Source organism: Neochlamydia sp. S13 (assembly GCF_000648235.2).
Classification (GTDB): Bacteria; Chlamydiota; Chlamydiia; order Chlamydiales; family Parachlamydiaceae; genus Neochlamydia.
This window is the reverse complement of the sequence record NZ_AP017977.1, coordinates 1,779,188-1,805,633: the sequence shown is the minus strand read 5'-3', so window position 1 is coordinate 1,805,633 and position 26,446 is coordinate 1,779,188. Positions and strand designations below refer to the sequence as shown.

The window sequence follows — 26,446 nt, the reverse complement described above, 5'->3', positions numbered from 1 at the left end:
TTAAAATTGGGCTAATTGGTTGATTTTTTGCTCCACATCCTCTCCTTGCAAATTGATGCTTAGCAATTTTTCTAATATGGACAGTTGCCTTTCCTCTGACCACTTTTTCATTTCTGTGAAAATCTTATTAATATTTTCTCTTAATGCTAGGATTTTCCTAGCTTTTGATTGATCAGTTATTACGGCTACTAGAGCATCTCGATACCGTAACTCGAATTCCTCTTGTTTTTTTAAGATCCTTCGTCCGTAATCTTCTACATTTCGAATTTTTTCACTTTCTTCTACATTTTTTTTATGGCTATCATACAATCGACTCAAGGTTTTTGCTTTTTCCTCTTTAACCTCTTCTATATTTATTCCTGTCCTTCTATGTATCAATTCTTGCAAACGTTTGTAAATTTCATCTCTTCGAATATTATTTGCTTCCTGTAAAGCAGTGCCTTTCTCCTGAAGCACATTAAATAATGATGCTGCTTCAGAATAATCTCGTGCTTGCCTCCACAGATCCTCTAATACGGCCATTATCTCCCCTAGTTTAGCAAGTAGCTCATTAGGTTGAAGCTCATTTAACTCTTGTTGGATATTCTCTTTAAAGATGATTAGTTTTGATTCCAAGCCAGCTGCACTTAATTTCAACACATGTAAAATAAGTTGATGATCTTTTATCCTATTTTCTGTTACAGATAGCATTTCTTGTAAAACCCCTTGGCTACACAGATCTTTGAATTCATCTTGGCCTGCTTCCTTAGAAATGAATTTTTTATATTCTTCCAACTTGTTTCTATGATCCTGAAAGCTATGCTGAATGGCTTCTAGCTCTTGTTGTAAAGAGGAAGAGGTCTCAAAATTTCCTCCTGCAGCAAAAAAAAAATCACGCACTAGCAAATAAGAATACTGAGAGGAGGTCAGGGACCTTTGATATTTTGCAATAAGATTATCAAGATATTTAGACGCAGCTCTTTTGTCCCACGATAATCGCTTAATTTCAAGTGCATCTTCCTGTTCGCTAAAACTTACGAAAGTATTTTTAAAATAGTGGAGTGCTACGTTTGCAATGCGCTCGGTTGGAATTTGATCTAAAAATTTAGCGGTTTGCTGAGAAATTCTTAAAGAGATTGGGTGCTCACTCTTTATCGCAGTTGAAAATCCACTCGTTTTATCATAAAAAAGGTCAATAATTTTATTACTGTTAGGTAGGGGCCAGGACCATATTAATGATACGGATGGTGCCGAAATAGGTCTTGCTGAAGAAAGAATAATAGGGGGATTCATTTTTAAACCTCCAAGGTTTGAATACACCTAACAGCTATATGTTAAATACAATTATTGGTCTACAAAAAAATTAAAATTTTATATTTGTGGCAAACTAAACGGGATACATAACCGTGCTGTAAGATTCTTAGGTACTTTATATTATGTATTCATCTTACGCAGACATAAAATTCCTTTGTAAAATTTGCAGTTCTTGATAGGCCATCTGATTGGCTTTAAGGATTAGCTTGTATTTTAAAGCAAAGTGATTGAGTAAGGTTTTAATTTTAAGAAATTCAAGCTTGCAATAAGCGATAAGAGAGGCAAAAATATGATTCCTTTGAGAGCGAGCAATTTTGGTGGGTGACTTCTCAAGGCTAGTATTCTGCTTTATCGATTTGTGATACTCTTCTATGCGCCATCGTTTGTGGTAGACTTCATAGATAGGATCAGAATCATGATTTAGGTCGTTAGTCACAAAGTGGGGAACCCCTGTAGAACCGTCTTCGTTCTTGAAGATCTTTGTAATCAAAGCTACAGGGAAAACTAGCTCTTTAAGCCAGACTATCCTTTTATCTCCATCTTTGAAATTAAACGTATTTAAATTCTGATACTGGCCTTTTTTTCTTTCTTCCTCAGAAAAAGCAATTAATCGATTAGACTTTATGCCAAATACAAACATTTTTTTGAGTTTATAGTGGATAAATTCCATATTATCTTTAGCACCAAACCAATTGTCAGCCAGCACATACTCAAACTTCACTTGATTGGCAGCTGCCTGTTGGATAAGTGCTCTAAAATGTTGGTTTTTAGTAATGGATGACTGTCTTTTTTCTTTCTTTGTTTTCACATCGCAAAAATGCATATCTTTTTTGATTACTTCAAAGCCGATAGGAAAAGTGTAATCTCCATAGCTAATGAGACAGGAAAGTAGATTAATTCCCTTTACACATCTTCCTTGAGTATGAGAAAAGTGCCAGCAGACGATTTCGTATTCATCCGTATAGGGCTTTTCTTCTATCGTATCATCAATAATCAATACACCTCCTTTATCTTGTTCTAAATGGTGCACTTGCTTTTTAACATACTGCCATAGTTCTTTCGATCCTCCTGGATTGTTGTTAAGAAAAGGGGTGATTTTATCATGGCTAATCTGCCCATCTAAAAGATTTGATAGCCCTGTGGCTGTTGCTTGTTGGTTTTGGCTGATAAGATAATCTGTATAAATATCAAGAAGATCAAGTTTCATTTTTTTTCTCCTTTTTTCAAAGAAAAAATATACTCTTATAATAATTTTTTCAACTCATCTGTGCGTAAGGTGAGTTATGTATTGATAAGAGAATCCTATAGAGAGGGCAAAACCGTCAAAAACGTACGGCTTGTAATCTATCCAATTGAACAGCCGAAGAAATTACTGCTATCGAGTTAGCTTTAAAATACAAAGGTAATCTCCAAGCTTTAACCTCTGGCCGTGAAGCCAAGATGCAATCTATTGTTGGCGTATGGGTAATCTACTAAATGGCTAAACGTTTAGGGATTATGGATACTTTGGGCAACAGCCGAGAAGGCTAGCTTGCGTCGTGGCAAGTGCTGGCACGTATATTGGAGCAAGGCTCAAGACTTTCTGCAGCCAGGCAGGCAAAAACCTATACCATTGCTTCGGTAATTGATCTACAAGAAGGCTTTAATGAAGAAGATCTTTATAAAAACCTTTTGGGGTTATGCCAAAACCAAGCCTCTATTGAAGATCGATTGTTTACTAAAAGTTTCCGCAAGAAAACTCCTCACTTAATTTTTATATGATGTCACTAGCGCCTATTTAGAAGGTAAAGAAAACGAGCTTGCCGCTTGGGTTACAACCTAGACAAAAAGAAAGGTAAAAAAATTATTATAGAATTGCTAAGTTCAGCTGAGGGTACACCTGTATCGACGAAGTATTTAAAGGTAATACGCAAGACCCTTCTACTTTTCATGCGAAGATCAAAAAAGCTAAAGAACGCTTTTACTGTGGAAAAGCCACTTTTGTAGGCGATAGAGGAATGATTAAAAGCGAGCAGGTCGAGAATTTGCAAGAGCATGGTTTTCATCACATTACCTGTAATAGATAGGACTTAATCTGACATTTGTGACAAAAATAAAGGAAACGCGATTTAAAAGCCGCGAAGCTTGAAGCCCTGTTGCTCATCAAAAGTGATAGGGCTAGAAGTTGAAGTGAGCGGCCCCAAGACCAACAAGAAGTATCAAAATGTCAAATTTAGCAACCCATCAAAAAGTTATCAAAAATATAATGGGTGTTTTAAAGCTAGCCGAAACGTTAGGAAATGCCTCTTAAAGCTTGTAAGATGATGGGATATTCTAGAGATAGCTTTTATAGATTTAAAGAACTTTATGAAACAGGTGGAAAAGCAGCTCTTCAGGATATGACGCCTAGAAAACCTTATATAAAAAACAGTGTAGATGAGTCCATTGAGGAAGCTGTGGTTGATTTTGCTCTTCAAAAGCCTGCTTATGGACAATTAAGAGTATGTAACGAGCTTGAAGAAACAGGGAGTTTTCATTTCGCCAGAGGGCGTACGTTCTGTTTGGCTACGATATAATCTTTAAGACTTTCCAAAAACGCCTCAAAGCATTGGAAGCTAAAATGGCTTTGAGAAGAAATGATATTAACAGAGGACCAACTAAAAGCTTTTGAAAAAGCCAAGGAAGAAAAAGAAGCGCATGGTGAAATTGAAACTGAACATACAGGTTATACCATTTAAACAAACTCCGTAAGTATCAGCTATTGGGAATGCAAACAGCCTTTTTCTAAATTCAAATAAGGAGGATAATTTAGGGAGAGAAAAGGTTGGGAAAGGAGGAAACCATGTTTGTAGCTTTTTATCATACAATAGAGGAATTAAACGCCATGGCAAAAAAGAAAGCCTGTGGCAGTTACAGTTGTAAATTAAGAGCAGTGGTGATGGCGATGGAAGGAGAAAGCGCGTATCAGATAGGAAAAGCGCTAGGTTATTGTACAAGCGCTATTCAAAAATGGATCCGAAGGTATAATGCTCAAAATTTAGAGGGTCTGAAAGATAGGAGGCCTGTAATAACAGGAAGAAAAAGAGCTTTAACGTTTGAGCAAGAAAAAGCTTTCTTAGAGAGGGTAGAAAAAGGGCCTGAACCTGAAGAAAACATCAATGTTTTTCACCTAGTTGATCTGCAAGCTATTCTAAAAAAAGAGTTTAATAAAAACTTAACCTTGCAAGGAATTTGGACAATCTTACGTCGCTGCCGCTATACACCCCTGGTCCCTCGTCCTCAGCACTATAAAGCTAGCCTAAGGGACCAAGAAGCCTTTAAAAAAAATTCCAAAAGCCATCGCCCGCTTAAAAAAACAATTTCCCAAGCAAAAAATCGAAATTTGGTTTGAAGATGAAGCACGGCTTGGACAACAAAGTACCCTTATTAAGGTATGGGCTAAAAAAGGAACGCGGCCAAAAGCTCCTAGACAGACAGAATATAAAAATCTGTATGTAGCTACAGCTGTTTGCCCACGTTCAGGGCAAGCAGAAGGAATGATTCTACCTTTCTTAAATAGCCAAGGAGTGGAAATTCTTCTTGAGCAAGTTAGTCAATCACTATCCGCTTCTTCCCAGGCTTTGCTAATTTTAGACCGAGCTAGCTATCATACTAGTAAAATGCTTAAAGTTCCTTCCAATATTCACCTGCTCTTTCTACCTCCTTATAGTCCTGAACTTAATCCTGTTGAAAACTTATGGCATTACTTGCGTAGTCATTTTTGGTCTAATCGTATTTATCGTGGTTATAAAGAATTAGAAAAGATGGCAATAGTTTCTTGGAGAAAGGTATGTCTAGAAGAAAAAAGAATGAAAAGCTTATGTGCTGTATCGTATGTCTAATTGCGTAAGGAGTAATTTAAAAGCGTATTATCTACTCTCTCAAAGATACCTATTATGTAGGCATTATTAAAGGTATGGGACGCATTTATCAACAGCCAGTGATCGATACCTATTCTAAGGTTGCTTTTATCAAACTATACGATAGGAAAAATGCGTTGGTAGCAGCGGATATGCTAAATGATCGAGTCATTCCCTGGCTGGAAGAGCAAGATATTCGTGTTTTAAGAATATTGACCGATTGTGGTACAGAGTACTGTGGAGCAAGAGAGCATCATGAGTATGAACTTTACTTAGCCATCGAAAGCATAGACCATTCTCGCACTAAAGCCAGACACCCTTTAAACCCATGGAATCTGTGAAAGGTTTCATCAGACCATTCAGAACGAATTTTATGCCACAGCTTTTAGGAAGAAAGTGTTTAAAAATGTTGAAGAATTACAAGAGGATGTGGATAAATGGATGAATGAGTATAATAACGAGAGAACACATACAGGAAAGTATTGTTTTGGCAAGACGCCTTTACAAACATTCTTAGATGCAAAACATCTTGCGCAAGAAAAGATGTTAGATAAGTTACAACTGACAGAAATAGTACCTGCCAGGTAACTCATGTGTGTCAGGTCAAGTACTGTCTAGGACACCTTATCGCTTATTGCAAGCTTGAATTTCTTAAAATTAAAACCTTACTTAATCACTTTGCTTTAAAATATAAGTTAATCCTTAAAGCCAATCAGATGGCCTATCAAGAACTGCAAAATTTACAAAGGAGTTCTATGCCTGCGTAAGGTGAGCTCCTCATAAAAGGCAACCGTATAACTTTTTAGACGGATTTTTTCTGTTTTTGTTCTATACCGATAGCAAGGCCTCCATCAGAATTTAATGCCAATTCTATTAATCTTCTTTAATTTACTATTTATGAGTATGTTATGGTAGCTGCTCAGCTTCTCTTTCTATCTGCTGTTTTTCTTTTTCTGAAAGGAAATCCGTCATGACATACTCTATGAAATGCCTGATTTGTTTTAATTTCTCTTCCAGGCTTAATCCCTCTATTGGTATAGAGAGATCTTTAACACATGTAAAATTTACAGATTTCCAAACCTGAATCGGATCTGACTTTCTGATTGGGTAAGTTGCTTCTTCGCCAGCAATAGCTGCTAAATAGTAGCCCTCTCCAAATTCAATTACACTAGTAGTAACTCCTACCGCGCTGCCCAGCTCTAATCCAAGCAAGTATCCATCCTTATTTTCATTTGTAAAGAAAGCTATACTTAATAGGAAACATAAAGGTCCTTGTGAATACAACCAATCTACATCGTAAACATTATCCACACAATTTGCTACAATTTTTGTGATTTTTTCGTTACATCCTAATTTGAACGTGTGGGAAGGCTTGGAGTAATGAGGTGAAGGGTGATCGGGATTAGGAGCTAGCCCACGCCAAGGCGTAGCTTTATTCCCATAGTTAACTTGAAGCCCGTATATACCATCATTGTAATAATCTGTGATAGCACTAATTTGTGTAATTTTCCCATATATTTTGAAATAAGGCATATCGTCAAAGCTGCTTGTAGTAGGTTTCTTATAATTGCCTCTTAAAGTAAAGCTATGAGGCATACTATAGCTGGTAACGATATCTACAATGCTTGTGGTTTCATGCTTTAGAAATGCAAGGATTTTTTTTCTTTTTCTAATAGAAAAGCAAAATGCCTATCTTGGGTAACTATAACTAAATTGAAGGCACAAATCACTTTTTTGATCATGATCTCCAAGTTATTTTTCATTAAATCACTATAAGCATTCATTGTGTTTGCATAGGCTGTACAAACCTCTTTAGCTATATCTTTTGTATCTTCAGCTGAAATCTGAGTATTTATTTGATTTTTCCCTTTGCCGGTAAGCATTAGTTCTATTTTTTTCTTAGTACTATCAGATAAAAAAGTAAGAAAATCTGGCTCAGATTCTTGAATCTTTTTCCTAGTTTTCTCTATCCTCTTCTTAAAGGCTTCAGTGTAGTCATCTAGAATGGCTTCAAACGTTTCTTTAGCAACTTCGCTTTTTCTGTCTTTAATAAATTGATCAAAATTTTTTAGCTGATAACGTACTTTTTCGGAAATAGCATCTCTAGGTAAAAGCCCATAGGCCATAGAAAGATAATAATCGAGCTTATCAATAGCTTTTAAATATTGGCTTCTATAAGCTTCAGTCAGTCGCCTTTTACTAAAATACAGCTCCTTTGTTTGTTGAAAAATGGTGATAGAGTAATTATTTATTCCTTGTAGCGTTTGAGCTTTTGCTTGCTCTAATTTCTGTGAGCAAAAATTTTTAATTTCTTCTTGGGTCTTTTTTTCTTCTTCTACTAACTTAATGACCCTATCTAAGGTCTCTTTCTTGGTCAAATCTTCTTTAACTTGATTAATTAACTCTTTGGATACGCCTGAGATAATTTTTTCTCTTATTTCTCTAACAGAAGATTGATATTTTTCTAAATGAGGCAGGCAACATCCTTCAGACTCTTTCTTTAAATCTTCCTCAAACGCTGGCAAGCTTCCTTTAAGAGCGAAAGCTAGTTTTTTTTCTTCTACGCTTACTAAAGGCTCTCCTGGATATGATTGCTCAGCATGAAAAGATGATTCGTCCGATACATCTGGCGAAGAAAATAGGGGCCATTGAGTCATGCTTTTCCACTCACTTGCATGGGACACCTCTTGTATGTCTTATTTAATAAATACTTAGAATAGCGTTAGCTCTATCCTATACGCTTTTTCATCCTGTAATAATTTTTCAACCTTACCTCTCTGTTCTATATGTATGCTTCAATTAGGTAAATTGAGAGTTAAGAAGGAATAAGAAAAGAAATTCAAGCATTCAATGAATGCTTGAATGAATTTTCTTTCCTAAGGTTCCTTAAATTTTTTTTACATAAGAAGGCAACCAGGAGACGGAATAGGTAAAGGTGGTATAGGCAACGGAAGAGGTAGATTAGGTCCTGGAGAGGGCTTAGGCTTAGGGGAAGGTTGGGGTAGCTGAGAGGCTTGTTTGGCCATTTCTATTCTTTCGTTTACTCTTATTTTTTCTTTTTCTATCCCAGCATTAAATTCCATTTGAGCCATGCGATAAGCCTGATCATAAGCATTTTTTTTTGCTTCCAAAGCTACCCTATCTTCCGCTTCCCTTCTTTTAAATTTTAGTTTGTCTCGCTTGATATCTAATTCGTTCTCTTTTATATGTCTAGCATGCTCTTTATCTCTTTCTTCCGAGTTAAAAACTTCTGCTTGCATTATTTGATCATAAATTTGAGCTTCTTCTTTCAAGTATTGGCTATGTAGTTTTATAAAAATTTCTACTTCATGGTTTTGAGCTTGGTGAATAACATCTAAACCTGCTTCCAAAATTTTTATCCCTTTGATCCTCTCATCAAATGCCACTTCAATAATTCCTTTCCACCTCTCGTCCATCCCAGCTAATTCTTTCTGCAGTGTCATATAAGTTCTAGTCGTATCCGAGTAAGCATTTTTCAAGTCCATATTGACTTGCTTTAACACTTGATATCTCTCAAGATTTTCTTGAGACAATTCTATTTTCATCATCTGGACAGCAAATTCGGCAAACCTAGTATCAGCCTCATCTGCTTTTCTCATAAAAGTTTCTATTCTTTGCCTAGCTTCGTCCGCTACTTTTTGGATATCGCCTATCCTGCTTTTAATCAAAGCATCCGCCTGTTCAAAAAAGGTTTCAACTGATTTGACGCTTAAGGCTCCCCCGTTAACCGCATCTTCTATGTATTTGGCACCTAACAACGATACTTTTTGAACAGAGCGACCAGCTAAATCCACTTCTTGACGATTTTGAGATAAGTTTTGTAGCGATAAATTCGATACATTTGATAAAGGACTTGCAGCCCTTCCAAAGGGAGAGGGACCTGACAAAGGGGAGGGCCGTGATAAAAGGCTTGAGTTACTATTAAGATTGTTTACCATAATAAGTTTCCTTTTTTAGGGAGTTGAGTTACATAAGTTGGACTCTTTAAAAGTTTGCCGCTTAGCCACTGTATGCCTATTAAATAGGCACTTGTCGCTTATTAACGAACATGGATATAAATTATTATTCTTATTCATGTCTACTTTTTTAAGATAATTCTTTTCTATATCCTACACTCCTCAGCAAAAAAAATAATCAGTACTACCTCGTTAAGTGTCTTTCTGATATTAATGTAGGGAAGTTTTATTAATTAAGGAGGGGGCAATGGATCTAGAGCAATTAAATTCTATTCGCGAACAAGTTAATGAATGGATTAATGTTTTTAAAGCCAACTCAGGAAGATCAGAAAGAGTTCACTGGTGCAGATTGTACATAGCAGGATTAATATTGGAGGGGGAAAGGAAATCTATCGAGCCTATGGCAAAAAGGCTTCCTGGAGGAAATGAACAAGCTATTCAACAATTTGCCAATCAATCGTAACCTGGCATTACTGTGAAAAAGACAAAGAGCATTTTCCTATCATAGGTGAATGATTCCTTCCCCAATGCTGGACAAAAAGCAAAAAAAGAATGCAGGTAGCCAAAATTCCACTGGCAAGGTACAAGTTTTTAAAGAAATGGGAGCTTGCTTTGCATCTTTTAGATAGTATTCTGCAGGAAAACTTTCTCTAGGAAGCGCTTGTTTTTGATGCCGATTATGGAGAAAAACGAGAGTTATTGGGAGAATTAGATAAAAGACAGCTAACCTTTGGAGCTCAAATTCCTGAAAATCATAGCTTTTGGCCTAGCGATATTCCTTTAAATTCTATGCAGAACACTAGAGGTAGGCCGAGAAAATATTCAGAAGTAGCCGATAGAAACTTTAAGCTCTTGCGTGCCACGAAATGGTTGAAAAAACTGTTACAGCAAGGAAGTAAGTGGCAAAAAGCAACTTTAAGCCTTAAATCGAAAAAATATAGTGAAGTAACGGCTATAAGGGTTAAAGAAACGATCACAGGGGCATTTTATCGATCAGATGCGGATAGATAGCTAGTGATTGAAAAGTTAGGAAATGATCAATACAAATATTATGTTTCCAATGCCTTAAAAGATACTCCTCTTCCACGTATGACGGAATGGATTCATGAAAGATGGAAAATCAAACAAGGCTATCAACAGATGAAAGACGAGTTAGGATTAGATCATTTTGAGGACGTTCATGGCTAGGGCTACACCCTCATCTGACGCTATATTTTATGGCTTAAAGCTTCTTAACCTTACTGAAATATCGAACAAAAGAAAAAAAAATTCGATGACTCTACCTCAAGTAAGAAGGTTAATCAACAACTTATTTTGCATTATCATTTGCCATTCTTGCCAAGCTATTCGCGGCTCATCTAAAAGGCTATTTTTTGATTCCCCTTAAATTTAACGAAGTAGTACTACATAGCAAATAAAGACCTGAATAATTATGATTTTTTTAAAAAAAGTAGACATGAATAAGGATAATAATTTATATACATTATCGTTATAAGCAACAGTTGTTTATTTGATAGGTATGTAGTGGCTAAGCTGAGCAATACAGCTAAGGTTTAAAGAGTCGAAATGTAGGTAACTTAGTTCAGTTTAAAAAATAAGGAGAGCTTATATAATGACCCCTTTTAACAGTAACTTAGGTTCTTTATCAAGGCCTTCCCCTTTTTCAGGACATTCCCCCCTTTCAGGGCCTTCTCCCTTTTCAGGGCCCTCTCTCTTTGGTAGAAATTCAAGCCCTTTATCAAGAATTTCAAATTTATCAATTCAGCACTTATCTCAAGCTCGCCAAGAGCTAGCACTAGCCAGCCAATCTGTCCACCAATTGTCAATGTTAGGTGCCAAGTATATAGAAGATGCAGCTAATGGAGGAAACATATGCATCCAATCTTTAGACAGCTTCTTTGAGCAAGCGAATACCTTAATCAAGAGCGCGATTGGGGATATCCAAGAAGTGGCCTATGAGGCAAAGGAAAGAATACAAGCTTTCAGCCACCAAGCACACAAAGTGGATGAAAGATTAGCTACCTATGTCTTAGAAATGATAAACAAAGAAAATCTCTCCAACGAAGAATTGAAAAGATATGAATTATTAAAAGAGTTCAATAACGATATAAAAGAAGCCACGGCTAAAACCGTTAGAATTTATCAAGAGTTAATAGCCAAAAATTTAGAGCTTAGAGATCAAAGAATAAGAGGGCTTATTGACGTGGCCTTTGACCTGAGAGTCAAAAGTATAAAAATTTTAGAGGCAGGTTTAGATGTCATTCATCAAGCACACTACACTGAAGCAGAGATTTTTATAAAGCTGCATAGCCACTACCTAAAAGAAGAAGCTCAAACATATGATCAAATAATGCAAGCAGAAATTGTGGCGTCTGAAGAGATAGACAAAAAGCATACTAGATATTATGGAAAGAGAGAACTGGATAGTAAGTAAAACAAACTGAGAATCGCAAGGGAATGGGGGCGGAGGATAAAATCGTTTTGGAAGCGCAGAAACATGCTATATCAGGCTTATTGGATAGCTCCAAGGAAAGTGAATGCTAGTTCAGAAAGAAAAAAAAGAAGAGCAAATGTAATAATAGGGATACCCCAGCGTACTTCGGAAGCACTAGGACAGACTGAATCTGCCCTCAACTTAGGCACTTTAGTTTATCACTGCCTTAATATATATGGCAGACCTATTGAATGCCAGCTTATGTAAAATCAAGGAGATTAGCATGAATACACAACAAATAGATGGTTCTTCATATAACGTACATACTCTCTATCCTAAATTTGACCAAGCAATGCATAGAACAAAGAAAGAGATTGAGGATAATTATGAACGTAGGCTTCAAGTCATCGCGACAGTAGGAGAACTGTTAGAAGAGGAAAAAAAGCTGCAAGCGCACCGAGCGGATCTTAATATAAAAAGCCGTAATATTGTTTTACAAGAAGAGACCACTAAATTTGAACAGGAATTAAGAGAGCGTATTCGAGTTTCAGAACAAAAAGAAGCTGAATTTAATAAAAATTTTGCCGCTCGAGAAGAAGCCTTAAGGAAGGAAATAGAGGAGCAAGAAAAAGAGCAAGAAGAAATGCAAAAAAGAATAGAACAAGATGTCATCTCAGATGATAAGACTAGCTATTCTTCTTGCTTCATCCCCATGCCTAGGGAGAGCATGCAGCAGCCTGCATGGAATATGCAGCACCCACCAGCTTGGAACGCTATGCCTACAAACACACAAAATGAGAGCTACGAGGTAAGCAAACAGGAAGATAATCATACGGTTAGATGCTTGTTAGCATAAGAAAAAAAACTATTCAAGCATTCAATGAATGCTTGGATTTCTTTCTTTATTTCTTCTTAACCCTCAATCTACACATTAATACTTTAAAAAAAAGAGGGATAGAAAGTTGGGGTTGGAAAAGTATTACAAAATTAGAAAGCGTATAGGATAAAGCTAACGCTACTCCAAGTGTTTATTAAATAAGACATACAAGAGGTGTCCCATGCATGTAAGTAATGCAAGTGAGTGGAAAAGCATGACTCAATGGCCCCTATTTTCTTCGCCAGATGTATTTGACGAATCATCTTTTCATGCTGAGCAATCATATCCAGGAGAGCCTCTAGTAAGCGTAGAAGAAAAAAAACTAGCTTTCGCTCTTAAAGGAAGCTTGCCAGCGTTTGAAGAAGATTTAAAGAAAGAGTCTGAAGGGTGTTGCCTGCCTCATTTAGAAAAATACCAATCTTCTGTTAGAGAAATAAGAGAAAAAATTATCTCAGGTGTATCCAAAGAGTTAATTAATCAAGTCAAAGAAGATTTGGCCAAGAAAGAGACCTTAGATAGGGTCATTAAGCTAGTGGAAGAAGAAAAAAAGAGCCAAGAAGAAATCAAGAGTTTTTGTTCACAGAAATTAGAGCAAGCAAAAGCTCACACGCTACAAGGAATAGATAATTACTCTATCACCATTTTTCAACAAACAAAGGAGCTGTACTTTAGTAAGAGGCGACTGACTGAAGCTTATAGAAGCCAATATTTAAAAGCTATTGATAAGCTCGATTATTATCTTTCTACGGCCTATGGTCTTTTACCTAGAGATGCTATTTCCGAAAAAGTACGTCATCAGCTAAAAAATTTTGATCAATTTATTAAAGACAGAAAAAGCGAAGTTGCTAAAGAAACGTTTGAATCCATTCTAGATGACTACACTGAAGCCTTTAAGAAGAGGATAGAGGAAACTAGGAAAAAGATTCAAGAATCTGAGCAAGATTTTCTTACTTTTTTATCTGATAGTACTAAGAAAAAGATAGAACTAATGCTTAGCGGCAAAGGGAAAAATCAAATAAACACTCAGATTTCAGCTGAAGATACAAAAGATATAGCTAAAGAGGTTTGTACAGCCTATGTAAACACGATGAATGCTTATAGTGATTTAATGAAAAGCAACTTGGAGATCATGATCAAAAAAGTGATTTCTGTCTTCAATTTAGTTATAATTACCCAAGATAGGCATTTTGCTTTTCTATTAGAAAAAGAAAAAAAAATCCTTGCATTTCTAAAGCATGAAACCACAAGCATTGTAGATATCGTTACCAGCTATAGTATGCCTCGTAGCTTTACTTTAAGAGGCAATTATGAGCAACCTACTACAAGCAGCTTTGACGATATGCCTTATTTCAAAATATATGGAAAAATTACACAAATTAGCGCTATTATAGATTATTACGCTGGTGGTATATGCGGGCTTCAAGTTAACTATGGGAATAAAGCTACGCCTTGGCGTGGGCTAGCTCCTATTCCCGATCACCCTTCTCCTTATTACTCCCAGCCTTCCCAAACGTTCAAATTAGGATGTAACGAAAAAATCACAAAAATTGTAGCAAATTGTGTGGATAATGTTTACGAAGATGTAGATTGGTATCTACTAGGACCTTTAAATTTTCTATTTAGTATAGCTTTCTTTACAAATGAAAATAAGGATGGATACTTACTTGCATTAAAGGACAGTGCGGTAGGAGTTACTACCAGTGTAATTGAATTTGGAGAGGGCTACTATTTAGCAGCTATTGCTGGCGAAGAAGCAACTTACCCAATCAAAAAGTCAGATCCGATTCAGGTTTGGAAATCTGTAAATTTTACATTTGTTAAAGATATCTCTATACCAATAGAGGGATTAAGCCTGGAAGAGAAATTAAAACAAATCAGGCATTTCATAGAGTATGTCATGACGGATTTCCTTTCAGAAAAAGAAAAACAGCAGATAGAAAGAGAAGCTGAGCAGCTACCATAACATACTCATAAATAGTAAATTAAAGAATATTAATAGAATTGGCATTAAATTCTGATGGAGGCCTCGGTATTGGTATAGAACAAAAATTAAAAAAACCGTCTAAAAATTGTAACAGTTCAGATACCCCTTTTTTTATTCAGGAACGTTTGAATGGAATAGAAGCTAGGTAATGGCTTCTTGCAAGTTGGCCTGTCGATCTATGGCTAATAGACGAGGGCTGCCTCGGATGGCATCTGCCAAGGCATCCCAGACATTCCAGCCTTGTTTGCGTGCCGTAGAAATGTAGCTGCGGATGCGGCAAAAAATCTGCCCTCCTTTAGGCTTACGGAAACAACCCGATATCTTTTGCTTTAACTTAACCATACGAATGTCTTGTTCGCCTTGGTTATTGGTAAAGGGTACGGCAAAATCGTACATGAACCGCAACACGCACTCTCGCTTTTCTTTTAGACGGTCCAGAAGGTTTTTACCTTCCCGTTGCCTTTGCTTACCTCTTTTACCTTTTGGCAATGCAGGCAGGCTAGAATGATAGGTAAGCCCATCAATAATTTTCTGTTTATAAGCCTGCTCAATGTCTTGTAAAAGCTTTGGAGGTAGAGCTTCTTGATTTACATGTTTTTCTACTTCTTGCTGGGCAAAAAGCAGTAATTCTTTCATTTGTTTTGCCCACATTTCCTGCTTTTCCTCATGCATAAACGTCAATTCTCTCAAATGATGCGCATTGCACAATCCATGCAACATTTGTTCATAAGAAAAGTAAGGAAGCCAATGGTCATGAATGGCTATACTTTTAAATTGAGGTAAAATGTTTGCCTCATCCATGGCTTGTTGCCCGCGCTTAGCATGCAGGGTGTATAAAGTAGCCCTTGGTGAAGAGGCTACGTGCACCCACGATAGTTTTTTTTCACAGCGGATGCCTGTCTCATCAAAGTGTAAAACGCGTGTGGCTAGCAAGTATGTTTTCAGACTATTTTCAAAGGTTTCAAGTTTCTCAAAGAGTTTTTTGTCGATATTTACACAAGTGCCAGGTGAAAGAGCTACATCAAACACATCCTCAAAAATTTCGCAGACGCGGTCCACGGGTATAAAATGTTGATCGGCAAAGTAAGCTGCCAGGGCTTGAACTCTCTCGCCATATTGCACAGGCCCTCTAACGTTTTCAGGAAATATTCCTCTACTATTTTTTCCACAGCAAGGGCATTTTTTCTCCTCCACCCGATGTTCTGTCACCTCACACTTAGAAGGAGGAATTTCAAAAACCTGACGTCTTTCTACACAAGCACCTTTGATTTCACTAAGGGTTGTTTGGCATGTTTGACACATTGTGGGTGTATGAATCACCAAGAAATCGGGTTCTTCGACCTGCAAAAGACCTTTTCCAACATGCCCTTGTTGAGCACCTGGTTTTTTGCCTGATGAGCCACGTTGGCTTTTTGGCATCCGCTTCAAACCATCACTGCTAGGAGGTTTGTTGCTATTAGAACTGTTCTTTGTGAGTTGATATCTTCTAAGCTACTAATACGATCTTGCAGTTGTTGGATCTGAGCCTGTTGCTGTTGGATCTGAGATTGCTGCTGTTCGATGATCTTTTCAAGATAGCGAATATAAGTGCGAATGGCAGCTGGAAGAGCATCAAAATCTTTACCGGAAATAGAGGGCATAAAATTTGGGTTATCTGCATTCATGTCTATAGAATAGCAAATCTCTCATACTAAAGGGAATCAATATTTATTGATGGCCATTTCGTTGAAGTGAACAGGCATTGGTTGGGGGGGTATCTGAACTGTTACGTTAAAAGAGGGGTTTTAAGATAACCTCTTACTTGTAAATAACGTTAAAATTTTTATTTGCGGGAATTGCTGATGATTAAGCAAATATAAACTCTAGAAATAATTTTATTTATCAGGAAATAACTGGCAACCGCCTTGACCGCTTACAGTACTGCCAGCCTATTTCCTTATTCTTTATGAATAGTAAACCTTGCCTGTTAATTTTTAAAGAAGATCACATTTTTTCTACTGTTTGTACACCTAATAAATTTAAGCCTTTTTTCAAAATGCGTGCTGTTGTTTCACATAAAAGTAATCGTGAATTTTGCTCAGGTACTCCTTCCACACGGCAATCACGGAAAAAGGCATTAAACTTTTCTGCTAGGGTATAGAGGTAATCTGTTAAGCGGTGGGGTAAAAGATCACGCGAAACTGCATGGATCGTTTCTCCAAACTGTTCCAAATGCAATGCTAAAGCTATTTCCGAAGGATGCTCCAAAAGAATGGGAGTAACGTTTCTAATTAATTCTAACTCGAATTTAACTTTACGTTTGATGCTAGCTATTCTGACATAAGAATACATTAAATAGGCGGCAGTATTGCCCTCAAATTTCAACATGCGCTCGTAACTAAATGTATAATCGCTAGTGCGATGGCAAGCTAAATCGGCGTATTTAATGGCGCCGATTCCTAGAATGCGGGCCATATGATCAGCCTCTTGTGGTTCTAAGGTAGGATCTCGCTTAATTAAAATCTCTTTAGCATATTTAATGCCTGCTTGAAGCAGATCAATCAATTTTTCTGTGTCTCCAGAGCGCGTACGAAATTTTTTTCCATCACTTCCTAAGACTAGCCCAAATGGAACATGATCGAGCTGCACCTTTCTCTTCTTTAAAAATCCCGCTTTTTCAGCTACTTTGAAAATCATTTGAAAGTGTAGACTTTGGCCTGCATCAGTCACAATAATAATACGGTCTGCCTTTTCCTCAAAAATCCTTTGTTTAATTGCTGCCATATCGGTAGTATCATAATTGTAGCCTCCATCAGATTTTTGAATCATAAGGGGCATAGCATTGCCTTCACGATTGCGAAATTCCTCTAAGAAAATGCATTTTGCGCCTTGAGAAATTTCAACTAAACCCAGATCTTCTAGCTCTTTAACTACTTCTGGTAAAAGAGGATTATAAAAAGATTCTCCGCGCGTTTGAATTTTTACTTCGAGAAGATTATAAATCTCTTGATAAGCTTTCTCAGAAATAAGGCAAATCATCTCCCAAGCTTTTCTGGAGAGAGCATCCCCACTTTGCAGGGCTACAACCTCTTTTTGAGCTCTTTGTTTAAACTCTAAATCGCTATCAAATTTTTGCTTAGAAGCTTTATACCAGCTGACCAGCTGGGACAAGTCAGTAGCGTTATTGGCTTGTAATACATGAGGAGCTGTCTCTTTAATATAAGCTATCAGCATACCAAAAGCAGTTCCCCAATCTCCAATATGATTGAGCCGTATAACTTCGTGTCTCAAAAATTCCAAAACACGAGCGATACAATCGCCGATAATGGTAGAACGCAGATGCCCTACATGCATTTCCTTAGCAGTATTAGGACTCGAAAAGTCAATAACAATGCGCTGCTGAGTAGGTAGGGGAACTCCTAACATGGGGTCTTCAAGGATCTCTTGAATACTTCTAGATAGGTAAAGGGGATGAATAAATATATTGATAAAACCCGGCCCCGCAATTTCTACATGATGAATAACTGGAATTTTTTCTTTAGGCAAAACACTTAAACTTTGTACAATAGCTTGAGCCACTTCGCGTGGGCTTTTTTGAAGAATTTTACAGAGCTTCATGGCAGAGTTGAATTGATAGTGTCCAAATTTATCTTGGGTACTTAGAGTAATTTCTATAGATAAATCTGGAGTGCTAGCTAAATGTGGAAAAGCTGAAATAGTCGCCTTTTTAAATTCTTTGTTTAGATGGTCGATGAGCATTTGTTTTGACATGAAATTACTTAATTATTGTTAATGTTTAAAGTCGATAGGTTTTTTTCTTTGACCGATTAAATTTGTTAGATTGTACTGAGCAATTTCGTCCGCAACAAATGCCGTAGGTTTATGTTCTTTTTCAGCTTTATCAAAAAGCTTAAGAAGAAGGTAGTAAATATGATTGACCTTATCGCGTGCTGCAGTAGCATTGTAGCCTCCTGCATTAAATTCTGCTGTAGCATTAATCAAGCCTCCCGCATTAATCACATAATCAGGCGCATATAAAATTCTTTTTTCCAAAAGCATTTCTCCTACTAGCGGCGAGGCTAATTGATTGTTTGCTGCACCGGCGATAGCCTTACATTTTAAATGAGGAACGATTTCTTCAGTAATTACTCCTCCCATGGCGCAAGGTGCGAAAATGTCGCATTCTGTATGAATATAGTCATAGAGTCCTACGGTTTTTGCTCCCATAGGAGCAGCATGCTCTTCAAGGCGGGCTTCGTTGGCTTCGCAAAGAATCAACTGAGCACCTTCCCAAAATAAAATATTGGCAAGCTTGCTACCGACTTGTCCTAATCCTTGAACAAGAATTTTTTTATTAGCCACGGAAGGTGTTCCCCATAGTTTTTGAGCTACAGCTTGGATACCTCGATAGACTCCCCAGGCGGTGAAGGGGCTGGGATCGCCGCTGCTAGTATGGGTAGGTAAGGCGGCAACGTAAGGGGTTTTTTGACGGATAATGGCCATGTCTTTTGTATCTGAGCCTACATCTTCGGCGGCTATATAATCTCCTTGAAGAGAATGCACCACTTCTGCAAAAGCTAATAGAAGTTTTTCTGTTTTTTGCTGATAAGGATCTGCGAGGATGACACTTTTGCCTCCGCCCGTGCCAAGTTCGGCTACAGCAGATTTCCTTGTCATGGCTTTAGCAAGTAATAAAACATCTTTCAAAGCCTCTTGCGAGGAAGCGTAAGGATAAATACGTGTACCTCCTAATGAAGGACCAAGAGAGGTATCATGGATAGCAATCATACAGTGTAAGTGAGAGCTAGGATCAGTAGCCTCGATTACTTTTTTATATCCATCAATTTTTACTTCCTTTATTTGCACCATCTAGTCCTCCCGGTGTTTTTCAAAATGAGTTGATTAATAATACTCTAATAGCTATCCTTAGCCCAGCAATAAATTAAAATATTTATACTTAATTATTCCCTTTACAGAGGTTCCGGATGGCTCAAACTGTTATAACAGAAGAGATAAAAAGCGAACTAGAACAGTTTTTAAAAGAGAATCAATCTGCTGAGCTAGTGACTACATATCTCTTTTACGTAGAAAAAAAATTTAACCTACGCCCTGTCCTATTTCCAAAAGACAAGATAATCTACCAAAGTGCAGAGGATGCCGTCAAGTATGTTGAACAACAACACCAATTGTGGCACGAAACTGAAATCAAGATAGGTTTTAGTAATTTGAGTGTAAATGAGCAAACTAAAAAGATTTACATTTGTCCTTTTACCGGAAAAGTATTTGGAGATAATACTCATCCTAATCCACAAGATGCTATTTATGATTGGGTCTCTAAATGCCCAGAAAATACGGAAAGAGTTAACGGTTTGCGGGTAAAACGTTTCTTTATTTCTGATGATCCCGAGGTAATTAAAAGCTATGCTGCTAAATTTAAACCTAAAGAACCTATCACTAAAGTCGTTTATTCGTCAGTCTTAAGTGGTAAATTGTTTAATACAAAAGAAGCTGTGATCAAAGATTTTAAACAACATTATCTCAAACGTTTATCTTTAATGGAAGTGCAAAATCAAAATCGCTTTCAATTAGAAGAGCATTTTTTAGAATTTATTCAGAGTCAGCTTGTGGAAGATAAAATTGCAAGTTTTGTAGAAGCTTTGGCTGAATTTGAAGAATTTTCCTCTTCTGTAGCTCAGTGGCTTGAATAGGAATGAATCTTCATACTTGTCATACCGTAGAACAAACTATAAATCAAGGGTATGACTTAGGTAGCCAGCTGCCTAATGGCAGTATTGTTTGTTTATTTGGAGAATTAGGAGCTGGCAAAACCACTTTTGTTAAAGGATTGGCAGCAGGAGCCGCTGGCATAACCCCTCAGCAAGTTAACAGTCCCACTTTTGTCTATCTAAATATCTATAAAGGCCATCGTACTGTTTATCATTTCGATCTTTATCGCTTGCGCGATGCAGATGAATTTTTGAGCATGGGATTTGAGGATATGCTTTTTGCGGGGGGAATATGCTGTATTGAATGGTCAGAGAAGATAGCCCCTTTGTTACCTCCTTCTTGTCTTAAAATTACATTGTTGCATGAGAGCGAAAGTACGCGTATCATAAGGATAGATTCATGAATGCTTATGCATTTGCTAAGGCACGTTTTATAAAAACAGCTATGGGGCCTAAAGATTATCCCATCCTTAAAGATGATGGAGGAAATTTACTTCCTGAAGTAGCGGTGGCTGGGCGCTCTAACGTAGGTAAATCTAGCTTGCTTAACCATTTATTTGGTAGCAAAGGTCTAGTAAAAACTTCCTCTGTACCGGGTAAAACTCAAGCGCTGAATTTCTTTGTAATCGATGAAAAATTAGTATTTGTGGATTTACCCGGCTATGGATATGCTCAAGTCCCTCTTTCCACCAGAAAATTATGGGGGCCGATGGTAGAGCGCTATCTAAAGGAAAGAGAACCACTTAAATTAATTCTTTTTCTTTTTGACATTCGTCGCATGCCTAATGAGGACGATCGGCGCTTCTTGGAATGGGTAATTCATTATCAAAAAGCTATGATCCTTGTTTTTACTAAAGTAGATAAAATCTCAACCAATGAAAAAAAAGCTAATGCAGATAAAATTTTAAAAGCTTTTGGCATCGATAATATCCACCATCTTTTTTATTCAGCAACTAAAAATGTGGGCCGTAAAGAATTACAAAAAATGCTGACAGAAGCAATAGAGGATGAACTAGCATGAAGCCATTACATACGCAAACGTTTGTTTGCTTAGACTGTGAAACTACTGGATTAGATCCACAAAGCGATCGTATTATTGAAGTAGCGGCTGTACGATTTACTGTAGAGCAAGTTTTAGCGCAGTGTGAATCCTTAATTGACCCTGAATGTGAAATTCCTGAAACATCGATTGCTATTCATCATATTGTGCCGCAGATGGTGCAAGGAAAGCCTAAAATTAATGAGTACCTTCCGGAGTTTCTCAAATTCGTTAGTAATGATATTTTAGTAGGACATGGAATTAAGTTTGATATGGAAGTCATTGCTGCTTCTGCAGCTCGGGCTAACATTCCTTGTCATATCCAACACAATCGATATATTGATACTCTGCGTTTAGCGCGTCACTATGGTGAGAGTCCCATTAATTCCCTTGAACAGCTGCGTAAACATTTTAATATTCAAGAAGAAGGCGCTCATCGTGCCATGAACGATGTGGTTGTAAATATGGATGTATTTAAATACTTGGTAAAGCCTTATAAAACGGTTGAGCAAGTTTTCGACCTTCTCTCTCGCCCTGTTTCAATGAAGATTATGCCCTTAGGTAAACATAAAGGAAGGCCTATTACCGAAGTGCCGCTTCAGTTTCTTTTGTGGGCAGCTAATAAAGATTTTGACCAAGATTTGTTGTTTTCTATCCGCTCTGAAATTAAGCGCCGTAAGAAAGGAAATACTTTTGGCCAGGCCGCCAATCCTTTTAGCGAACTATAAAATTAAAAGGAGATAGAAAGGGTGCATTTAAATTTCAATAGCTTTAATGATTCCGCTTTTTTTTGAAAAATACTAAAGATCTATTGAAAAGTCTATTTCCTTATTTGCTTAAATGCAGGCAAACAGATAAAATCTGGCTTAAAGCTTCTCAAAAGTCACTCGAAATTTTACTATGGAGTTCACTTGTATGTTGAAAAATGGCAATGCTCATCCAGGAACTGGTTCTTTTGCAGTCAAAGTAGGGCTGGCAGAAATGTTAAAAGGGGGCGTTATTATGGACGTTACCACGCCAGAGCAAGCAAAAATTGCAGAGGATGCAGGGGCGGTTGCTGTGATGGCCTTAGAGCGTATTCCAGCAGATATCCGGGCGCAAGGCGGTGTAGCTAGAATGTCAGGGCCTGAGCTTATCCATAAAATTCAAGAAGCGGTTTCCATTCCCGTAATGGCTAAGTGCCGCATTGGGCATTTTGTAGAAGCTCAAATTCTTGAAGCCCTATTTGTGGATTTTATTGATGAAAGTGAGGTGTTAACGCCTGCTGATGAAGAAAATCATATTGATAAACATGCGTTTCGGATCCCTTTTGTCTGCGGCTGCCGTCATTTAGGAGAAGCTCTTCGCCGCATAGGAGAAGGCGCTGCTATGATACGTACTAAAGGTGAAGCTGGCACAGGAAATATTGTTGAGGCTGTTCGCCATTTGCGCACCCTTAACCGGGAGATGCGCGTGCTGACCACCATGGATAATAGCGAGCTGATGGCTGAAGCTAAACGCTTAGGAGCCCCTTACCATCTCGTTAAACAAGTGGCTGAAAAAGGTAAACTGCCAGTTCCTAATTTTGCTGCCGGTGGGATAGCTAATCCAGCTGATGCGGCCCTAATGATGCAACTGGGGGCTGAGAGTGTATTCGTAGGTTCGGGTATTTTTAAATCAGAGGATCCTTCCCAAAGAGCAAAAGCAATTGTAGGCGCGGCTACTTACTACAATGATCCCGAGATGTTAGCAAAAATTTCTATGGGCCTGCTAAGTGCTATGAAAGGACTGGATATTCAACAGATAAGAAAAGAAGATTTGTTGGCCCAAAGAGGATGGTAAATGACCACTATTGGTGTTTTGGCGCTACAAGGTGCTTTTTCTAAGCATATAGATATGGTGCATTCTTTAAATGTGAAAGCTGTCGCGGTGCGCAAGCCTGAGGATTTAAGTAGGTGCCATGGGTTGATTATTCCAGGAGGAGAATCCACCACTATAAAACGTCAAATTGATTTCATTCAAATGTCTTATCCTTTAAAGCAATTTGCCCAGCTAAGGCCTCTTTTTGGTACATGCGCAGGGCTTATCTTGATGTCCCACGAAATAATTGCCGACCCTATGCAGCCCTTAGGCATTATAAATGTTTCTGTAGAGCGTAATGCCTTTGGCCGTCAGTATGAGTCCTTTATTGCCAATCTAAAAGCTAACTTGAGTTCTTCTCAAGCTGAGGATGTGGCTGCAGCCTTTATTAGAGCACCACGCATTCATCAGTATGGTAAGGAGGTTGAGGTTTTATCGACTTATCAAGGAGAAGCCGTGCTGGTAAAGCAAGGAATGCATTTGGGAGCGACTTTTCATCCTGAACTGACCCAGAGTACAGCTATTCATAAGTATTTTATCTCTCTGATAAAAAGTCATTAGTTATGAAATTACCAGATAAATTTAACCTCTAGTGGCCTTTTATTCTCCTGTATAACCACATACGCCTGCGCGTGGGGAATTAACCAGCGGCATAAGCATATAAGTATCTTTTTCATCGATAGCACAGGGGTGGCTTGTACTGCACTTGGCACACAGCTTTGAACCGCATAAAGAGCAAATGATATCAGCCGCTTGATTACATGCTTCGCATAGAAAAGCAGGAGGATCATTTCGCATAAGAATTGAAATTTCTTTTTGAGGGCAGGCGGCAAGCTTTTCCGTGACTTGTATATCGAGTTCAGTAGAAGATCCCATATCATAAATGTAGGTAAACTCTAAGCCTGGAGATAGAATTTTGCCGATTGGATGATTCATAGAGGGGCTAAGTTTGCCAGATTCAGTATGAGACATGTAATGTCGTCTGCCAATAGTAAACTCGCTAAGATGTCCGCAGCATTCTAACCATGAAGTCCTTAAAAACGCATCTAGAGATCCTAAGGAAGTGTTCTGGGGAATAGCGACAAACATCCAATAAAGACCGGGCTCTTCTGCCCATGAGATGCGAAGTAAATATCCCTCCGGTGTCGATTGAGAAGGTTGTAAAGATTTTAAAGCACACCCAAGTAAATGAGCGCTTCCTTTGCTGGGACTATAGGTTTTGCCGCAGGTAGTGCATGTGCCTTTAGTTTTCATTTTTTCCTCCTTTCTTCAATGATTTTAAAGGGTTATGTTTTTTAATGAACTTTATGAAAACGAATTTTTTTCAGCATCAACAGGAATGCCAGGGCTCAAAATTTATTAAAATACATGCAGCCCTTTTTTATTACTTTTAAAATTATCAAAGAGAATTTATTTATTTCAATCCTTCTTCATCGTTTGAAAAAATTTTAAAGGTTTTCTAAGGTTGAAAAGGGGTAATGAAACCTTTCCATCCACCAAGTATAGTGGTTTGAATTTTAAATTTCTGTTCATTAACATATACTTAAAAAAGAGTAATCAATGGTTTGAGCAAGAGTAGAAAACTTACTTAAGTTTGCTGCTACAATCTTCTTAAAATTAGCCCAAAAGGTTTCAATAGTATTTAAATCTGGAGAATAAGGCGGTAAAAATAAAATCTCACACTCTGCTTTTTTGATAAGCTCATGAGTGGTTTGCGATTTATGGAAGGTAGCATTATCCATAATCAGAACTTGCCCTGCTTTAAGTTCGGGTATCAATATTTTTTCTAGCCAAAAGTTAAACAAAAGAGAATTACAAGTACCTGTATAACAAAAAGGAGCTAAAATTTTAGACTTGCATTTAGCTGCTATAAAGCTTTCTCTAGCAAATGAACGACCTGCTATAGCACCATAAATCTTTTCTCCTATAGGTGCTCTTGCATGTTGGCGCTGTAAGTAGGCATTTATCCCGCTTTCATCTATGTAAATCCTATTTTCTTCCGGAATATTTTCTAGTTTTTGTCTAAATTCTTCTCGCTTATTCTCATCTCTTTCCTTGTAGAAGGGTGTCTTTTTTTTAAAGTGATTTTCAGTCTTTTACAGGCATAAAAAACTGCAGTTATTGTCACTCCGAATGCCTCAGCTATTTCTCTAAGGTATGCGTCCGGAGTTTGTTTTATATATAATTTTAGCTTTTCACTATCAATTTTACTGGGGCTCTGCCGTCTTTTTTTAGGAGCTAGGCAACCTTGTTTTTTCCGCTTAATCCAGTTTGTTAACGTGCGAACTGTTACGCCAAACACCCCACTAGCTGTGGCCATTGAGCCGCCATTCTCTATATAATTCAAAGCTTTTTTTCTTAAATCGTGTGAATATACCATGCCAATTGATTATACATATATCCTTAGAAAAATAGAATTCAAATAACTATACCTTTAAAACTATATTTAAAGCATATGAAATATTCAGATGCTCGTTTATTACCCCCAGTCATTCAGCAACAGCTTCGGCATAAAGCTGTAGATCTGTTTTTAAATGGTAAAAATACTACTGAGATCTCCAAACATTTGGGAGTAAGCCGTCAAGCCGTCTATAACTGGATAAAAAAGCATTCTGAATCAGGTAAACAAGGGTTAAAAATTCATAAGCGAGGGCGTCCAAAAGGTACTAAGCTGCAACCATGGCAAAGTGCTCAAATAGTGAATTTTATTAAGAATTCTTGCCCAGATCAATTGTCGCTGCCTTTTTTCTTATGGACCCGTGAATCTGTTGGGCTTCTAATATGGAATAAATTTAACATTAAGCTTTCCAAGTGGACTGTGGGAAGATATTTAGCAACTTGGGGGTTTTCCCCTCAAAAGCCTGCACGCCGTGCGATTGAACAGAACCCCAAAGCTATTGAAGAATGGTTTAAAATTGAATATCCATCGATCCAAAAGCTATCTAAAAAAGAAAATGCAACAATCTATTGGGGTGATGAGATGGGTTTAAGATCGGACCACAACGTGGGAAGAACATATGGTTTGAAGGGAAAAACTCCAGTTGTGAAGCGAACAGGAAATCGATTTTCTTGCAATATGATATCCGCTCTTACTAATTTAGGAAAATTAAATTTTATGGTGTTTCACGAGAATTTTACATCTGAAATTTTTCTTAAATTTCTCAAAAGGATAATTCGACAATGTGACAGGAAAGTGTTTTTGATCGTTGACCAGCATCGTGCTCACAAATCAAAAATAGTTAAGAATTGGCTCACAAAAAACAAGGAGCATATTCGCTTGTACTATTTGCCAAGTTATTGCCCAGAACTAAATCCCGATGAATTTTTAAATCAAGATGAAAATCCCACATTGGGAAGCAATGACTTCATACTAAAGCACAGATGGTAAAACTGCTAAATAGCCACCTTAAAATGAGGCAA

Annotated in this window: 27 protein-coding genes and 4 pseudogenes; 19 read left to right on the top strand and 12 right to left on the bottom strand. The window is 37.5% G+C overall.

Annotation, left to right across the window (positions count from 1 at the left end):
- Complete coding sequence (locus TY21_RS07000) at positions 1 to 1,272, bottom strand: hypothetical protein (RefSeq protein WP_042239599.1); 1,272 nt, start codon at positions 1,270 to 1,272, stop codon at positions 1 to 3.
- A 154-nt stretch (positions 1,273 to 1,426) separates the two neighbouring features.
- The gene (locus TY21_RS06995) at positions 1,427 to 2,500 is read right to left on the bottom strand and encodes a transposase (protein ID WP_042239598.1); all 1,074 of its coding nucleotides are present in this window, start codon (positions 2,498 to 2,500) and stop codon (positions 1,427 to 1,429) included.
- 353 nt (positions 2,501 to 2,853) lie between these two features.
- On the opposite strand from TY21_RS06995, the gene TY21_RS06990 reads away from it, so the two are divergent.
- From TY21_RS06990 to TY21_RS11490, 5 genes and pseudogenes are all read left to right on the top strand, one after another.
- Positions 2,854 to 3,054, top strand: coding sequence for a hypothetical protein (locus tag TY21_RS06990; protein ID WP_042239596.1), 201 nt, complete (start codon positions 2,854 to 2,856; stop codon positions 3,052 to 3,054).
- A 484-nt stretch (positions 3,055 to 3,538) separates the two neighbouring features.
- Positions 3,539 to 4,001: pseudogene (locus tag TY21_RS11495) on the top strand (helix-turn-helix domain-containing protein); the annotation flags it as partial.
- Positions 4,002 to 4,114: 113 nt separating this feature from the next.
- Positions 4,115 to 4,663, top strand: a complete 549-nt coding sequence (locus TY21_RS06980; RefSeq protein WP_042240607.1) for a winged helix-turn-helix domain-containing protein — start codon at positions 4,115 to 4,117, stop codon at positions 4,661 to 4,663.
- Positions 4,599 to 5,153, top strand: a complete 555-nt coding sequence (locus tag TY21_RS06975) for an IS630 family transposase (RefSeq protein ID WP_079979896.1) — start codon at positions 4,599 to 4,601, stop codon at positions 5,151 to 5,153. Before TY21_RS06980 ends, TY21_RS06975 begins: the two co-directional genes overlap by 65 nt.
- A 41-nt stretch (positions 5,154 to 5,194) precedes the next feature.
- Positions 5,195 to 5,759: pseudogene (locus tag TY21_RS11490) on the top strand (integrase core domain-containing protein); the annotation flags it as partial.
- Between the two features lie 318 nt (positions 5,760 to 6,077).
- Here TY21_RS11490 and TY21_RS06965 read toward each other — a convergent pair.
- From TY21_RS06965 to TY21_RS06955, 3 genes are all read right to left on the bottom strand, one after another.
- Positions 6,078 to 6,767 carry a hypothetical protein gene (locus tag TY21_RS06965; protein WP_130589607.1) on the bottom strand — a complete coding sequence of 230 codons (690 nt, stop codon included), beginning with the start codon at positions 6,765 to 6,767 and terminating at the stop codon, positions 6,078 to 6,080.
- 44 nt (positions 6,768 to 6,811) lie between these two features.
- A complete protein-coding gene (locus tag TY21_RS06960) occupies positions 6,812 to 7,855 on the bottom strand; it encodes a hypothetical protein (RefSeq protein WP_130589606.1) in 1,044 nt (347 codons plus the stop codon).
- Between the two features lie 213 nt (positions 7,856 to 8,068).
- Positions 8,069 to 9,130 (bottom strand): hypothetical protein, encoded by a 1,062-nt coding sequence (locus tag TY21_RS06955; protein ID WP_042243814.1) that lies wholly within the window; start codon positions 9,128 to 9,130, stop codon positions 8,069 to 8,071.
- 265 nt (positions 9,131 to 9,395) lie between these two features.
- Here TY21_RS06955 and TY21_RS06950 point away from each other — a divergent pair, with 265 nt between their 5' ends.
- The 7 genes and pseudogenes from TY21_RS06950 (at position 9,396) to TY21_RS06930 (ending at position 14,422) form a co-directional block, all read left to right on the top strand.
- Entirely contained in the window at positions 9,396 to 9,611 is a 216-nt protein-coding gene (locus TY21_RS06950; RefSeq protein WP_042243817.1) for a transposase, read from the top strand.
- A 209-nt stretch (positions 9,612 to 9,820) separates the two neighbouring features.
- Positions 9,821 to 10,159: pseudogene (locus TY21_RS06945) on the top strand (hypothetical protein); the annotation flags it as partial.
- Between the two features lie 3 nt (positions 10,160 to 10,162).
- Entirely contained in the window at positions 10,163 to 10,336 is a 174-nt protein-coding gene (locus tag TY21_RS11045; RefSeq protein ID WP_158623041.1) for a hypothetical protein, read from the top strand.
- 424 nt (positions 10,337 to 10,760) lie between these two features.
- Entirely contained in the window at positions 10,761 to 11,582 is an 822-nt protein-coding gene (locus TY21_RS06940) for a hypothetical protein (RefSeq protein WP_042243825.1), read from the top strand.
- A gap of 99 nt (positions 11,583 to 11,681) precedes the next feature.
- On the top strand, positions 11,682 to 11,849 hold the full coding sequence (locus tag TY21_RS11040; RefSeq protein ID WP_158623040.1) for a hypothetical protein: 168 nt from the start codon (positions 11,682 to 11,684) through the stop codon (positions 11,847 to 11,849).
- A 16-nt stretch (positions 11,850 to 11,865) separates the two neighbouring features.
- Positions 11,866 to 12,438, top strand: a complete 573-nt coding sequence (locus tag TY21_RS06935; RefSeq protein ID WP_042243831.1) for a hypothetical protein — start codon at positions 11,866 to 11,868, stop codon at positions 12,436 to 12,438.
- A gap of 202 nt (positions 12,439 to 12,640) precedes the next feature.
- A complete protein-coding gene (locus TY21_RS06930; protein WP_130589605.1) occupies positions 12,641 to 14,422 on the top strand; it encodes a hypothetical protein in 1,782 nt (593 codons plus the stop codon).
- Positions 14,423 to 14,584: 162 nt separating this feature from the next.
- On the opposite strand, the gene TY21_RS06925 is transcribed toward TY21_RS06930, so the two are convergent.
- From TY21_RS06925 to TY21_RS06910, 4 genes are all read right to left on the bottom strand, one after another.
- Positions 14,585 to 15,862 carry an IS66 family transposase gene (locus TY21_RS06925; RefSeq protein ID WP_130589604.1) on the bottom strand — a complete coding sequence of 426 codons (1,278 nt, stop codon included), beginning with the start codon at positions 15,860 to 15,862 and terminating at the stop codon, positions 14,585 to 14,587.
- A gap of 5 nt (positions 15,863 to 15,867) precedes the next feature.
- The gene (locus TY21_RS06920) at positions 15,868 to 16,083 is read right to left on the bottom strand and encodes a hypothetical protein (RefSeq protein WP_130589603.1); all 216 of its coding nucleotides are present in this window, start codon (positions 16,081 to 16,083) and stop codon (positions 15,868 to 15,870) included.
- A 343-nt stretch (positions 16,084 to 16,426) separates the two neighbouring features.
- On the bottom strand, positions 16,427 to 18,193 hold the full coding sequence (argS, locus tag TY21_RS06915) for an arginine--tRNA ligase (protein WP_042241579.1): 1,767 nt from the start codon (positions 18,191 to 18,193) through the stop codon (positions 16,427 to 16,429).
- A gap of 18 nt (positions 18,194 to 18,211) precedes the next feature.
- The gene (locus TY21_RS06910) at positions 18,212 to 19,291 is read right to left on the bottom strand and encodes a Glu/Leu/Phe/Val dehydrogenase family protein (RefSeq protein WP_042241576.1); all 1,080 of its coding nucleotides are present in this window, start codon (positions 19,289 to 19,291) and stop codon (positions 18,212 to 18,214) included.
- A 116-nt stretch (positions 19,292 to 19,407) separates the two neighbouring features.
- Between TY21_RS06910 and TY21_RS06905 the strand changes: the two genes are divergently transcribed.
- The 6 genes from TY21_RS06905 (at position 19,408) to pdxT (ending at position 23,587) form a co-directional block, all read left to right on the top strand.
- Positions 19,408 to 20,130: a DUF2709 domain-containing protein gene (locus TY21_RS06905; RefSeq protein WP_039383323.1), complete on the top strand. Its 723-nt coding sequence runs from the start codon at positions 19,408 to 19,410 to the stop codon at positions 20,128 to 20,130.
- A 2-nt stretch (positions 20,131 to 20,132) separates the two neighbouring features.
- The gene (gene tsaE, locus TY21_RS06900; RefSeq protein WP_039383324.1) at positions 20,133 to 20,552 is read left to right on the top strand and encodes a tRNA (adenosine(37)-N6)-threonylcarbamoyltransferase complex ATPase subunit type 1 TsaE; all 420 of its coding nucleotides are present in this window, start codon (positions 20,133 to 20,135) and stop codon (positions 20,550 to 20,552) included.
- Positions 20,549 to 21,169 (top strand): ribosome biogenesis GTP-binding protein YihA/YsxC, encoded by a 621-nt coding sequence (yihA, locus tag TY21_RS06895; protein WP_052354546.1) that lies wholly within the window; start codon positions 20,549 to 20,551, stop codon positions 21,167 to 21,169. Before tsaE ends, yihA begins: the two co-directional genes overlap by 4 nt.
- Complete coding sequence (locus TY21_RS06890; protein ID WP_042241572.1) at positions 21,166 to 21,915, top strand: DUF3820 family protein; 750 nt, start codon at positions 21,166 to 21,168, stop codon at positions 21,913 to 21,915. The genes yihA and TY21_RS06890 overlap by 4 nt, the downstream gene beginning before the upstream one ends.
- 187 nt (positions 21,916 to 22,102) lie before the next feature.
- On the top strand, positions 22,103 to 23,008 hold the full coding sequence (gene pdxS, locus TY21_RS06885; protein ID WP_039383328.1) for a pyridoxal 5'-phosphate synthase lyase subunit PdxS: 906 nt from the start codon (positions 22,103 to 22,105) through the stop codon (positions 23,006 to 23,008).
- Complete coding sequence (gene pdxT, locus TY21_RS06880; RefSeq protein ID WP_042241569.1) at positions 23,009 to 23,587, top strand: pyridoxal 5'-phosphate synthase glutaminase subunit PdxT; 579 nt, start codon at positions 23,009 to 23,011, stop codon at positions 23,585 to 23,587.
- 39 nt (positions 23,588 to 23,626) lie between these two features.
- Here the strand turns inward: pdxT and TY21_RS06875 are convergent, their stop codons facing one another.
- The 3 genes and pseudogenes from TY21_RS06875 to TY21_RS06865 form a co-directional block, all read right to left on the bottom strand.
- Entirely contained in the window at positions 23,627 to 24,280 is a 654-nt protein-coding gene (locus TY21_RS06875) for a hypothetical protein (RefSeq protein ID WP_052354545.1), read from the bottom strand.
- A 278-nt stretch (positions 24,281 to 24,558) separates the two neighbouring features.
- Positions 24,559 to 25,047: pseudogene (locus TY21_RS11035) on the bottom strand (IS630 family transposase); the annotation flags it as partial.
- A complete protein-coding gene (locus tag TY21_RS06865; protein WP_130589601.1) occupies positions 25,038 to 25,406 on the bottom strand; it encodes an IS630 transposase-related protein in 369 nt (122 codons plus the stop codon). The pseudogene TY21_RS11035 and the gene TY21_RS06865, both read right to left, overlap by 10 nt.
- Positions 25,407 to 25,481: 75 nt before the next feature.
- Here TY21_RS06865 and TY21_RS06860 point away from each other — a divergent pair, with 75 nt between their 5' ends.
- Entirely contained in the window at positions 25,482 to 26,414 is a 933-nt protein-coding gene (locus TY21_RS06860; protein ID WP_042241597.1) for an IS630 family transposase, read from the top strand.
- Positions 26,415 to 26,446: the final 32 nt, after the last annotated feature.